This window comes from Agrobacterium vacciniicorymbosi, from assembly GCF_040427045.1.
Lineage (GTDB): Bacteria > Pseudomonadota > Alphaproteobacteria > Rhizobiales > Rhizobiaceae > Agrobacterium.
The window spans coordinates 219,527-232,377 of the sequence record NZ_JBETMF010000009.1; the positions used below are offsets into that span (position 1 = coordinate 219,527).

A 12,851-nucleotide genomic window follows, 5' to 3' on the forward strand; every position below is an offset into this window, starting at 1 on the left:
AAAAACCGTACTGAAAATCGATAAGTCAGTATTGCTGACCTATCAGTGTTTCGGTACATATATGCGCAAGAAAACGAAACAAGAGGAAACGAACCCATGCTCGATTGGGAACAAATATTCGCCACGCGCTCTTCGCGCATGAAGGCGTCTGAAATCCGCGAATTGCTGAAGCTGCTGGAGCAGCCGGATATCATTTCCTTTGCCGGTGGTATTCCCGACCCGGCGCTGTTTCCAGACCAGGAATTCAAACAGGCTTACGCGGATATTTTCTCTGGGCCGCAGGTCAATTCCGCCCTGCAATATTCCGTCAGCGAAGGCTACAAGCCGCTGCGCGAATGGATCGTGAAAGACATGGAAAAGATCGGCATCGAGTGCTCGGTCGATAACGTCTTCATCACATCCGGTTCGCAGCAGGCGCTGGATTATCTCGGCAAACTGTTCCTGTCGCCCAACGATACGGCGCTGGTGACGTGGCCGACCTATCTCGGCGCGCTCTCGGCCTTCAACGCCTATGAGCCGACCTACGACCAGCTGAACCCTGGTGGTAACCGCACACCGCAGACCTATCGCGATGCGGCTGCCAAGGCTGGCGGAGCAGTGAAGTTTGCCTATCTCTCGGCTGACTTCTCCAACCCGACCGGCGAAACCGTCGATCTGGCAGGCCGCAAGAAGTTGCTGGAACTGGCAGACGAGCTGGATATCGCCGTTCTAGAAGATGCGGCCTATCAGAACCTGCGTTTCGATGGCGAGCCCGTCACGCCGATTCTGGCGCTGGATATCGCCCGCAGCGGCACCATCGAAAAGACCCGCACGATCTATTCCGGCAGCTTCTCCAAGACGCTGGCCCCGGGCTTGCGCGTCGGCTTCGTGGTTGCGGCCATGCCTGTCATTCGCAAGCTGGTGCTGATGAAGCAGGCGGCAGACCTGCATTCTTCGACCATCAACCAGATGGCCGTCGAGCATGTCGCCTCGCGCGGTTTCGACAAACAGGTTGCCAAGATCAAGGCCGCGTACAGCGCGCGCCGCGATGCAATGCTGGTCGCCCTCGAAAAGTACATGCCAAAGTCTGCCCGCTGGACGAAGCCGGAAGGCGGCATGTTCGTCTGGGTCACCCTTCCGGAAGGCATGGACGGTGCGGAACTGCTCGCCAAGTCGCTGTCTACAGAGCGGGTGGCCTTCGTACCGGGCAAGGCCTTCTTTGCCGATGGGTCGGGTGCCAACACCTTGCGTGTCAGCTTCTCCTGCGCCAACGAACAGATGATCGATGAAGGCATCAAGCGCCTTGGTCGTTTGATTGCCGGTGCGGAAACGACATCGAATGCGACGATGCCGCTGGTTTAAGCAGCAACGTTTTTACGTCATTCTCGGGCTTGTCCCGAGGATCTAACGCACCCCGACATCAAACGTGGTTAGACCCTCGGGACAAGCCCGAGGGTGACGAATACTTGTGTCTCCAGATTCCCACGAAAGGGTTCGCTCATGACCAGCCACCATGCATTCCAGCAAGTCGATGTGTTCTCGGCAGAACCACTCAAGGGCAATCCTCTCGCCGTCGTCTGCGATGCGGATGGTCTGTCGGATGCGCAGATGGCGGCCTTTGCCAACTGGACGAATCTGAGCGAAACGACGTTTCTGCTGAAACCGACATCGCCGGATGCCGATTACCGGGTGCGGATTTTTACGCCGCATGGTGAGCTGCCATTTGCCGGCCATCCAACGCTTGGCACATGCCATGTCTGGCTTTCACGTCAGGGCACGGCAGACAAGAGCGAAGTGGTGCAGGAGTGCGAGGCGGGTCTGGTTCGGATCAGGGTATCTGACGGCAAGCTCGCTTTTGCCGCACCGCCCTTGCGTAAATCCGGCCCGGTGGATGCCGAAACGCTTGAAAATGTCGTCGCGGGTCTTGGTCTTTCGAAAGACGCCGTTGTCGATGCGAACTGGACGGATAACGGCCCCGGCTGGGTTTCGCTTTTGCTGCGCTCACGTCAGGATGTTTTGAATATCAAGCCGAACTATGCGGTTCTTGGCGGCTTCAAGGTTGGCGTGGCGGCACCTTGCGGTGCGGATGACGCTATCGAGGCGGATTTTGAGCTGAGAGCCTTTGCTGATGGGTATGAAGATCCGGTCACCGGCAGCCTGAATGCAGGCATTGCGCAGTGGCTGATTGGAGCGGGAATCGCGCCGCACAGCTATGTTGCAAGCCAGGGCACGGTTCTTGGCCGGGCAGGGCGCGTCAGCGTCGACAAGATCGGTGACGATATCTGGATTGGTGGTGCGGTGACGGTGTTGATCGAGGGGACTGTCACCCTGTAACGGGTGCGCAAAACCTGCCTGTCACATACATGTTATGGATTTGTGTTTTAGCGGTGCCAGATCGCAACTGGAACCGCATTTATGAAAACGCTTCTCTCCGCCTTCACGGCCATCGTTTCGCTCGGCATGCTCTTGGGCAACGCCCAGGCGGCTGATCTGGTTCTCTACACCAGCCAGCCGAACGAGGATGCTCAGGCAACCGTCGATGGCTTCAAGGCTGCCAACCCAAACATCGACATTCAGTGGGTGCGTGACGGAACGCCGAAGATCATGGCAAAGCTGATGGCCGAGATCGAAGCGGGCAACCCTGTTGCCGACGTGCTGCTGATTGCCGACACGGTCACGCTGGAGCGCATGAAGCAGAACAAGCAGCTTCTGGCCTACAAGTCGCCGGAAGCCGCCCATTACGATGCAGCCTTCTATGATGCAGATGGCTATTATTACTCCACCAAGCTCATCACCACCGGCATCATGTATAACACTCAAGCGGCAATGAAGCCAACGAGTTGGAAGGATCTGGCAAAGCCGGAAGCCAAGGGCCTCGTCACCATGCCAAGCCCGCTGACCTCCGGTGCCGCTCTCATTCATGCGCAGACGCTGGCGGGTGTCAGCAGCCTCGGTTGGGATTATTACAAGGCACTCAAGGAAAATGGCGCGATTGCCGCCGGTGGCAACGGTGCCGTGCTGAAGTCTGTCGCATCGGGCGAAAAGGCCTATGGCGTCGTGGTCGATTACATGCCGATCCGTGAGAAGGCCAAGGGCGCGCCAGTGGAATTCGTGTTCCCGGAAGAGGGCGTTTCTGCCGTAACAGAGCCCGTCGGCATTCTCGCCAACACCAAGCATGCCGAAGCCGCCAAGAAGTTCGTGGATTACGTTCTGTCCGCCAAGGGCCAGGAAGGCTTCGTCAAGCTCGGCTACATTCCAGCCCGCAACGACGTTGCCCTGCCGGAAGGCTTCCCGGCACGCGACAAGATCAAGGTGCTGCCGATCAATGCGCCTGAAGCGCTGAAGAACTCGGAAAAGGACCTGAAAACCTTCTCGGATATCTTCGGCTCCAAGGGCTGATCTGCATTCATGCAAAGCGTGTCCAAGACAGGAAACAGCCAGCCGCGCTGGCTGTTTCCCTTTGTGGTTTCAGTCGTATTCATGCTGAGCGTCCTGCCGCTGGGGCGGCTGGCCTATACCGGCATCGTCTCGTCACTCAAAGGTGACATGTGGCCGCTGCTGAGCGACCCGGCGCTGTGGAACGCGGTGGTGAACACGCTGTCCACATCCTTCTTCGGCATGGTCATTTCGCTTACCATCGGGGCCGGTTTCGCGCTGGCGCTGACACTGTGCGATATCAGGGCCAAGTCGGCGCTGAGCTTCCTCTTCATGCTGCCGATGATGATCCCGCCGCAGGTGACAGCACTGTCGTGGATCGGCATGACCGGGCCATCCAGCACACTGCTGAAGGCCATCGGTCTTGCGCCGCCCTTGGGCTCGCCACAGCCGCTCTATTCCATTGCTGGCATTGCGCTGCTGCTGGGCGTGCAGCATGCGCCGCTGGTTTACCTCTCTCTCCGCGCCGGGCTTCTGGCCTTGCCACAGGAGGGTATCGAGGCGGCCAAGCTTTCCGGCGCATCTTCCTGGCAGGTGCTGAAAGACATCATCCTGCCGTTGGCCATGCCGGGGCTGATTGCGGGTGCGGCCATCTCCTTTGTGTCAGGCGTCGGCAATTTCGGCATTCCCGCGATCCTCGGTATTCCGGCCTCGATCTTCACTCTGCCGACACTGATCTACAGCCGTTTTGCCAGCTTCGGCAGCAGCACCTTCGGCGATATCGCCATGCTGTCCGGCATGATCGCCATCATCTCCGTCCTTGGTCTTGCGATACAGGAACGGGCGATGAAGGGGCGCGATTACCGCATCATCGGCCTGTCCGGCAAGGCTGCGACCTTCCAGCTTGGTGGTTGGCGGATGCTGGCGGAGTTGGCGCTCTGGCTCGGCATTTTTTTCATGCTGGTCGCACCGTTGACGGCACTCGTCGTCAGTTCGCTGGCGCCTGCCTATGGCGTGCCGCTGACCCTCAAAACCGCGACGCTACATGCCTATGAGGAAATTCTGTTTCGGCAGGCGGTAACGCGCACGGCCTTTGCCAACTCGCTGTTTCTCGCCACGGCTACCTCGCTTTGTCTCCTGGCGGTGACAGTGCTGACGGCCTATTTTTTGGTACGGGGCAAAAGCCGGTTCATGTTCCTGCTATCGGCGCTGGTGGATATTCCCTACGCGCTGCCGGGCGTGGTCATTTCCGTGTCCTATGTCCTTCTGTTTGCCGCACCCATTCCGTTGCTGGGCGTGACGCTTTACGGCACGCTGTGGATCATTCTGCTCGCCTATTTCTCCTCCTTCTTCGCCGTCAGCTTGAAGCCCATGGTCTCGGCTTTCACGCAGTTCGACCCCGCACTGGAAGAGGCGGCACGGCTGGCTGGCGCGGGGTTCTGGCGGCGGATGTTCGATATCATTCTGCCGCTGGTTGGGCCTGCGGCGGGTGCCTCGGTCATTCTCGTGTTTCTCATCGCCTGCAACGAGCTGACCGTGTCGGCGCTGCTCTGGTCCGCAGGCACGCAGACGCTGGGCGTGGTGATCTATAATCTTGATGACAGCGGCAGTTTCGATCTCGCCTCGGCACTTTCCGTTCTGGTGGTGGCGATGGTGATCGTCCTCATGCTGCTTCTGGAAGTGCTCGGCCGAAAGCTGCCGAAGGGAGTTGTGCCTTGGCGAAACTGATCCTTAACCGCCTGTCCAAGAGTTTTGGCGGCGGCAAACCCGCCGTCAACGACGTGTCCATGACCATTCGCGAAGGCGGCTTTCTGGCGCTGCTCGGCCCTTCCGGCTGCGGCAAGACCACCGTTCTGCGCATGATTGCCGGTTTCGAACAGCCCACGGACGGTGCCATTTTGCTGGGGGACCGCGTGCTGGCCGATGCCGGCAGCATGGTGCCGCCGGAACGCCGTAATATGGCGATGGTGTTCCAATCCTACGCGCTCTGGCCGCATATGACCGTGGCCGATAATGCAGGCTATCCGCTAAAGGTGCGCGGCATTTCCGGCGAGGCCTACAAGCGCAAGGTGGCAGACGCACTAGCCACCGTGCGGCTCGAAGCCTATGCGGACCGTCGCCCATCAGAGCTTTCCGGCGGTCAAAGGCAGCGCGTGGCGCTGGCTCGCTGCCTCGTGACCGAACCTGATGTCGTGCTGCTGGACGAACCGCTCGCCAATCTCGACCGGCATCTGCGCCAGGAAATGGAAGAAACCTTCCGCGAATTCCACGCCACATCAGGCGCAACCATGGTCTATGTCACCCATGATCAGGCCGAGGCCATGGCGCTCGCGACCGACGTCGCCGTCATGTCCGAGGGCAAGCTGCTGCAGATGGCAGCACCGGCGGAACTCTACGCTCGCCCCGAAGGCAGGCTCGTCGGCGGGCTGGTGGGGCAGGGCGCGATACTCTCTCTGCCAGTGCCCGATGGTGCGCCACGGTCTCTGGACTGGAGCCAATTGCGGCCACTCATGACAGGTGAGAACTCGTCATCACCGAGTGGAGACATTCTGGTGCGTCCGCAGGATGTGATCCAGGATGGCGAAGGCATAGAATGCCGCGTTGCCAACATTCTCTACGAAGGTGAACGCTATGCCCTACGGCTAACCCTGCCGGACGGGCAGGTGCTACGCGCCTATTCCCGCGAACCCGCCGCCATCGGCTCGCTGTTCCCCATCGTCATCCGTTCGGCCTGGCGGCTGTAATCCTTGCCGTGACAGGAGAAACGGATAGTCTTAGCTGAGACCAAACCGGGAATGATTCATGTCGCTGCGGCTTGCCACGTTCAACATCGAAAACCTGATGACGCGTTTCGATTATACCGGCTTTCGCAACCAGACGCGGCGCGACCGGGCCATGCAGCTTTTCGATGTGCGCGATGAGGCGATCTATCAGGCGCTGGAAAGTGCGCGCATGCTGGCATCCACCGATGATACGCGCCAACTTTCGGCTCTGGCCATTGCCGATGCTGACGCCGATATTCTCTGCCTGCAGGAAGTCGATAACATGGCTGCGCTTCAGGCCTTCGAATACGGCTACCTCTACCGCATGGTGGGCAATGGCTACCGCCAGAAATATCTGGTGGAAGGCAATGACAGCCGCGGCATCGATGTGGCCGTTATCATGCGCGAGGAAACACTGGATGGCGAAAAGATCGAGCTTGTCGAGATCAAAAGCCATGCGACACTGACCTATCGCGAGCTGGGCCTGTTCACACCAGAACTGGCGCTGACCAACCGCATCGACGACAAGATTTTCAAACGTGATTGCCTGGAACTCGATCTGCGCATCGGCGGCAAGCCGTTCACGCTTTACGTCACGCATCTGAAATCCATGACCAATGCGCGGGAGGCGGGCGATGCCCGGCTTTCCACCATGCCCGTGCGCGAAGCAGAGGTTCGCGCCATCCGCCGCATCATCGAAAACCGGTTCGGAGCGGACAAAACCCGCTCCATGAATTTCGCAATCTGCGGCGACATGAACGATTATCAGGAACGCGTCGCCATCTCCGGCAACCGCCGCACTGGCTACAGCTTTACGCCGGTGAAAGAAGAGCGCAGCGCGCTCGATATCTTCAGCAAGGACGGCTTCGCCATAAACCCCATGCTGCGCCGTGACGAAATGGACCGCTGGACGCTCTACCACTCCCGCGGCCCGCAGGAGCAGCATCTTTGCCAGCTCGACTACATCTGGCTCTCACCGCATCTGGCAGACATCAACGCCACCAGCGCGCCAGAAATCATCCGTGGCGGCCAGCCTTATCGCACGATCTTTCCGCCGGGGCAGGAGGTTGAGCGTTATCCAAGGACGGGGTGGGATAGGCCGAAGGCTTCGGACCATTGCCCGGTGGTTATGACGTTGGATTTGGGGTGACATGGACTCGATTTATTTTCGATAGTATCGGAGCATTTCTTGGAAATGGGCGGAAAGAACATCAAATTATCCGATTTGGGGTGGGCGGCTGCGACGCTAGCTTTTGGAGCAATCTTCGGATTTATGTTCGGCATGCTGGGATTCGTGGTCTTTCACGGCTTTGGAATGGTTCTGATTCTGATGCTGCCATTCTTCTTGATTCAATTGCTGTTTCAAGCGGCTTTTTCTCGTATGTTATTGTTTGTGATAAGTTTTTTTAAAAAGGCACCAGAGGAAAAGCCTGAGCCGCCGCCTGAGGAATATCCTTGGTGGCGCCGCTACAGTTTCCACACGGGATTTCCGATAGGTGCCGCCTATGGAATTTTCTCGGCCTGGCAAATTTAGATCGGGAAAGACCAATCTTAATGCAGGCGAAGCGTGTCTCGCACATCATCGGGTGGACGGCTTCAAAGCGGTTTATGAGGACGGTGCGGCGCAAATTCCGAATCACAACGTCGATTTATTTCTTTGGGAAAGAAAACTGGTGCCCCCGACAAGGTTCGAACTCGTGACCCCTGATTATCAATCAGAAATATCGCATCATAATTGAGTAGGCTATTTTAGTTGTGATTTCATGTGTGCGAAAAAATGTGCGTGTGAGTGTTTTTGAGAGGCAGACCATCAAGAGAAAAATGAGTGCCCTTGAAAGAGCACGATCATGTTATCTCCGGTAGGACGAAAAGCAGGGTGAAGAGCCGATTCCTCAGCACTTCACCCAGCCACTGAATTATCCTTCCATATGGCCAGCAGCAACACCACCGGCGGACTCCACCGAGATAGCCACATCAACCCCCTTGATGACCGAGGCTCCGACTGCCCGCAAATCCGCAACGTTTTTCAGATTGCCTGTCGTGGGGTCAGCTAGCGGTGTGACAGTTCCCGCGTCGATATCCACAACCCAAAGGCCTTTTTCACCCTCAACACCAATTATAACAACTTTTGCCATTCAATAATTTCCTTCCTTTGAACGAACTAGAAACCAGCCTTCTTTAGACCCTCTCGGTAAATATCTTTTTGCCATTGTTCCTTGAAAGGAACGATTGCTAGCCATTTATCAAGATCGAATTGAGGATTTGCTTCAAGAGCCCTCCGAACGAAAAAGCGTGACTTCTTTTCGTCTCCGAGCATTGCCCAACTGGCTGCCGAGAGCCTGTCCGCCAGATCGCTATCGACCATTTTATCGATATAACCGAGTGCATCGTTGAATTTGCCGAGGCTATAGCTCGCTCCTGCTGCAGTCCACAAATAGGAGTCCGGACCGAGTGGATTGAGCTCCATCGCCCGTTCAAGCTTTTGCAGCGCTAGGTCAGGCCGCGACAAATGATTTAGGGTGTCGGCATGGTCAGCGATAATGTCGGCATAGTGAGGACTGAGCGTTTCCGCGACTTCCAAAGTCTGCGCGCTTTCTTCCATTTCCCCCATTAGAAGCTTGGTGACGCCCAGCTCACGGTAGCCATCAGCAAAGTCGCGCCGTGCCTCGATCGCTCGCGTTGCGTATTCTGCTGCAGTCTGTAGAAGGTCGATATCTCCCCGGGCAGTCAGAAGCCATTCTTTTGAATAGGTTCGTGCCATCGCGCTCAAGGCTGGTGCGAAATTTGCATCCTCCTGTAGCGCCCCTTTCAGTTCTTTCCGCGAGCGGCGCAGGTTCTGAAGCGTCAGGCGATTGAGGTAGTGACGGCCAATAAGGTAGCGATGATAGGCAGCGGCACTGCGCTCAAAATAGGGACGAGTGATCTGATGGCTATCTATCCGTCCCGCCACGGAGAGTGTAATTTGCCGCAAGAGGTCTCGGCGTCTGTCTATGAGGTTTAGGCTTTCGAGCTTGTAGCGCTCTGCCCAGACGATCTCCGAGTTGTTCACATATGTAAGCTGAACGAAAAGGGACAGATCGTCATGATCCACGCCGCTCAAACGGGTGTCCAAAACATAGTTGATGTCATAGCGTTCAAAAACATCTGGCTTGTTTTCAGATGTTTTTCCGATCCGCAGCGCCGTATGAGGAGCAATGATCTCAAGGCTATTGAGGGCGCAGAACCCTATCGTAATGTCCTCGATCAACGAGGATGCGACCATGTCGACCATCGGATCGCGATGAACAATCGTAGGAGGTAGCAAAGCGAGACGCGGGACAGCACTTTTTAGTGTTTGTCCGGGGTGAGAGAGGGGATCAGGAATTGATCTATCCCTTGCGGACAACCCTTCGTGCCTGTCCTTTTTTGCGACGGTTTCTGCGGTATCTCTATCGGAATTTGCAGTTAGATGGCCCAAGCCTCGGGAAAGTGATTGTTTCCGTTGCTCAAGGTATTTCCGAAAGTACTCAACTTCTTCCTCTGCATTGAATATCTGCACGAGAAACTTGAGTGTATCTGGATTTTCCGGTTCTGCATGGAAGATAAGGATCGCAGCATTTTTTATGATCTCCTCTTCCTTTGGTGTCGTTGCCAATTCGGAAGTTTCTTTTAAAAGCCCCTTAAGAAGAGCGCTATGATAAATTTTACGCTGAATCAGCCATACGTCGAACTCGCGACTTTGGCAGGTAATCGAAGCCAAAAATGTTCGATTGAAAAGCGTAACGAGCCGTCCTAGCCAGATGAGGGGTTCCTCGAACTCCTGCTTGTGAAGCGTCAGCAAATCGGACGCGACCGTTGTCTGACCCAGAGAAATTGCGCTGCTCGTGAAGGAAAGAAACTCTGCCCCAAGTTCATCCTGCCGTGACTTGATCCTTGAGATGGTTGAGCGCAAATTGACGAGCGAAACCTCTTTATTGACATCGCCCCATAAAAACTGTGCCAATGTCGCTCTATGAGCAGAACGTTCCGGTGCGGTCAGTAGATAGGCGAGGAGCAAGAGACCCTTCTCCGGAAAGGGAACGACGTCACCCTCCGAATCCAAGAGTTGAAGTTGTCCAAATGTTTGCAGAGAAAACGTCATTTAGATGCGCCCAGGTGGCATAAATTATCGATCAGTTCCGTGTATAGGGATTTCCTCAACAACTGGAAGCGTCTTGTGCATCGCAAACGCTATGACAAGTTCTCTAAGTTCGCATGATGAATTTAATATCGACCGATGCCGCGTTTATCTGATGCGTCTAAGTCCATCCTTCATCCTCGAATGATAGCGGTGAGGGGCACTATGGTCCGGTCCCTGCCCAAAAATGATCACCGCACGAATTATCAGCGGCAACGGCCGGCGCGATACTGATCAAACCAGCGAAGAAAGAGAGAACGAGTCTTTTCATGAAGGCCCCCAACGTATGCGCGTAAAAAGAGCCGTTCGGGCCGCGTGTGTCAACTATTGCTAAAAGGACTGTTTCCGTCTTCTAGACTGGCACGGCGACTTTTGCTGCGCTCATGTATCGATGCCTTGCTATAGGTTATACCGCTCTTGTCTTCCAGCCAGCGCGGGAAGTGACCCATGAGGTAATGACGCTTTCGCTTTTAGCACTCTGCCGTCCTTAGTTTGCCTTGTCGGCCTCTGACTGCCTCGCCCATGCGCTACTGATCGGAGCTCAACTTCTCGAAGTCCTGCACCGTCAAGCCGATGCAAAGACTGCCATGGCTACAAAAGGCATTGAAGTTCGTAACGACGAGGGGCAATCGTCTGTGGTGGTCGAAACGACATTTGGAAGTCTGTCTGTCAACGGTACTGCTGGAGAGAATGTGACTGATCGGCCTGCCCAATATGTGCCGACAACCCAAGGTGCTTACCTTGATGATGTAGTTCGCAACGATAACGGCACTTTCGTTTGTGTGGCGAGAGGTGAGACACCCCTACCTAAACAGAGGTCTTGCGTCGTGCGAATTTCTTCAAGCAGCGATATTGCGCGGTCGAGGTAATAGACCACGGATGGTGCGAGCGGTCACCAGACCTAAATCGATCCAAGGTCTGAGTTTCGCGGTCAACCCTCATCAGCAGTGCCGGAAAGGATACCGCTCTCGTAAGACTGCCTGATTTTAGCGTTTACTGACTATTGCGAGCATGGTGAAAGCGTCGCGCAGGAACCGGTTAACCGCGTCTTTCCAGCGAATGGGAACGCAGAGCCATCGTGGGAGCAAGGTCAGCGTCAGTACGCTATCGCTGAGGAAAACTGCAACTGGTGCGGCATAGAGCTGCCCGAAGAGGATAGGACCGGAGGTCGCAAGGCTCGGTTCTGCTCATCGGTCTGCGCGAAGTCTGCAATTCTCTACAGGGATTATCAGACCCGGAAGCGGGATGATGTCGTCGCCCGATCTGCGCTTGCGATCATGTTTCGGGATCAGGCACCATCACTGACGTGCGAATACTGCGAGACGGAATTCAAGCCATTCAGCACGGAAACCAAAGACCAACGCTATTGCTCTCATGCATGCAGCCGTCTAGCGCTGCGAACGATCCACCCGCGCGATTGCCTTACATGCAAAAAAGAATTCAGGCCGCGCCTCGACCGCACCCAATATTGCTCATTCGAGTGCGCCCACAACCGCGTCATTGAGCCAAGGCCCTGCCAGTGCTGCGAGAAACCATTCATCCCCAAGACGGCACAGGGCGTGGTGTGCAGCAAGGCATGCCACATGCGATTGCACCGGATACGGAAGGCGGAACAACGAGGCACCACATACAAGCCGCTCGGGTCAACCTTTGACGGCAACTGCCGCCATTGCAGGGAGCCATTCATCGCGACCAGTCCCAAGGCTATGTATTGTAGCCCCAGATGCAATCACGCTTCCTACAAGGCTCGGCGGAAGCAATCGAACGTCATCCCGTTCGTGCCTGTGCATATGCTGACCGCACAGGTGTTCGACGGGTGGTTCAGGAAGGCTGCCTAAGCCGCTTGCGCGCCTCTCGCTATAGCCGTGCAGATACCTCGTCGTAAACTTCTTGTGCCTTTTTATGGTCGAGCTTGGCAGCATCAATCATGCCTCGCTCTCCTTTTCGCAGTTCACCTTTCAATCTCTCATGAGCCTCCGTTAATCTCTCGTAAGCGCGGCTCCACTCCTCGTATAGTGGGTGATCTAAAACTGGCATAATCTTGAACTCCTACTTGCGGTCTAAAATCAGGCCCGGCGGATTATCTCACCGGTATCGAAAATTTTGAATTGATTGGCTTCCTCATCGTCTCCGATTTCTATCAGCTCTCTGCCGTCTGCAAGATAGAAGCTCGATGTGCCATCGGCTGTTGAAGTGCCGTTTGGGCCTTTTGCTATGATTTGGAATTTGTATTCGACCACCGTGTAGGTTGCGCCGCTGTCACCGATAAATTGATGCCTTGCAAATTCTCGCTTCATGTCATCCTCACTTGGCTTGCGATGCCTTCGCGATCGCTGTCAGATCGTCAATTTTACCGATCAGGATAGAAACACCGAAGCACACCGCGCCGAGGCCAAACGAGACAGCACCCAGTATTTCGTGAATTGCAGACTTCGCACTGATTGCCACGAGCACACCGCCTGCCATCTGAAGCAGACCAAGAATCAGAATGAAAACGCCCATCGGGGGGGGGGGGGGGGGGGGGGGGGGGGGGGGGGGGGGGGGGGGGGGGGGGGGGGGGGGGGGGGGGGGGGGGGGGG

General features: G+C 56.1%; 11 protein-coding genes. 7 read left to right on the top strand and 4 right to left on the bottom strand.

The window, feature by feature from the left end:
- The first annotated feature begins 96 nt into the window (after nt 1-96).
- From ABUK73_RS15900 to ABUK73_RS15930, 7 genes are all read left to right on the top strand, one after another.
- Nucleotides 97-1,341, top strand: a complete 1,245-nt coding sequence (locus ABUK73_RS15900; RefSeq protein WP_353578133.1) for an aminotransferase-like domain-containing protein — start codon at nt 97-99, stop codon at nt 1,339-1,341.
- Between the two features lie 138 nt (nt 1,342-1,479).
- Nucleotides 1,480-2,313, top strand: a complete 834-nt coding sequence (locus tag ABUK73_RS15905) for a PhzF family phenazine biosynthesis protein (protein ID WP_353578134.1) — start codon at nt 1,480-1,482, stop codon at nt 2,311-2,313.
- Nucleotides 2,314-2,394: 81 nt separating this feature from the next.
- Nucleotides 2,395-3,378, top strand: coding sequence for an ABC transporter substrate-binding protein (locus ABUK73_RS15910; protein ID WP_353578135.1), 984 nt, complete (start codon nt 2,395-2,397; stop codon nt 3,376-3,378).
- A 9-nt stretch (nt 3,379-3,387) separates the two neighbouring features.
- On the top strand, nt 3,388-5,082 hold the full coding sequence (locus ABUK73_RS15915; protein WP_353578136.1) for an ABC transporter permease: 1,695 nt from the start codon (nt 3,388-3,390) through the stop codon (nt 5,080-5,082).
- Complete coding sequence (locus ABUK73_RS15920; RefSeq protein WP_353578137.1) at nt 5,070-6,098, top strand: ABC transporter ATP-binding protein; 1,029 nt, start codon at nt 5,070-5,072, stop codon at nt 6,096-6,098. Before ABUK73_RS15915 ends, ABUK73_RS15920 begins: the two co-directional genes overlap by 13 nt.
- A 58-nt stretch (nt 6,099-6,156) precedes the next feature.
- The gene (locus ABUK73_RS15925) at nt 6,157-7,266 is read left to right on the top strand and encodes an endonuclease/exonuclease/phosphatase family protein (RefSeq protein ID WP_353578138.1); all 1,110 of its coding nucleotides are present in this window, start codon (nt 6,157-6,159) and stop codon (nt 7,264-7,266) included.
- 39 nt (nt 7,267-7,305) lie between these two features.
- Nucleotides 7,306-7,650 carry a hypothetical protein gene (locus ABUK73_RS15930; protein WP_353578139.1) on the top strand — a complete coding sequence of 115 codons (345 nt, stop codon included), beginning with the start codon at nt 7,306-7,308 and terminating at the stop codon, nt 7,648-7,650.
- Between the two features lie 382 nt (nt 7,651-8,032).
- Here the strand turns inward: ABUK73_RS15930 and ABUK73_RS15935 are convergent, their stop codons facing one another.
- The 4 genes from ABUK73_RS15935 to ABUK73_RS15950 all read right to left on the bottom strand — a co-directional run bounded on the left by ABUK73_RS15935 (nt 8,033) and on the right by ABUK73_RS15950 (nt 12,738).
- Nucleotides 8,033-8,251 (bottom strand): hypothetical protein, encoded by a 219-nt coding sequence (locus ABUK73_RS15935; protein WP_353578140.1) that lies wholly within the window; start codon nt 8,249-8,251, stop codon nt 8,033-8,035.
- A 26-nt stretch (nt 8,252-8,277) separates the two neighbouring features.
- Entirely contained in the window at nt 8,278-10,236 is a 1,959-nt protein-coding gene (locus tag ABUK73_RS15940; protein ID WP_353578141.1) for a hypothetical protein, read from the bottom strand.
- Between the two features lie 2,102 nt (nt 10,237-12,338).
- Entirely contained in the window at nt 12,339-12,569 is a 231-nt protein-coding gene (locus tag ABUK73_RS15945) for a hypothetical protein (RefSeq protein WP_353578142.1), read from the bottom strand.
- 7 nt (nt 12,570-12,576) lie between these two features.
- Nucleotides 12,577-12,738: a hypothetical protein gene (locus ABUK73_RS15950; protein ID WP_353578143.1), complete on the bottom strand. Its 162-nt coding sequence runs from the start codon at nt 12,736-12,738 to the stop codon at nt 12,577-12,579.
- Nucleotides 12,739-12,851 lie beyond the last annotated feature (113 nt).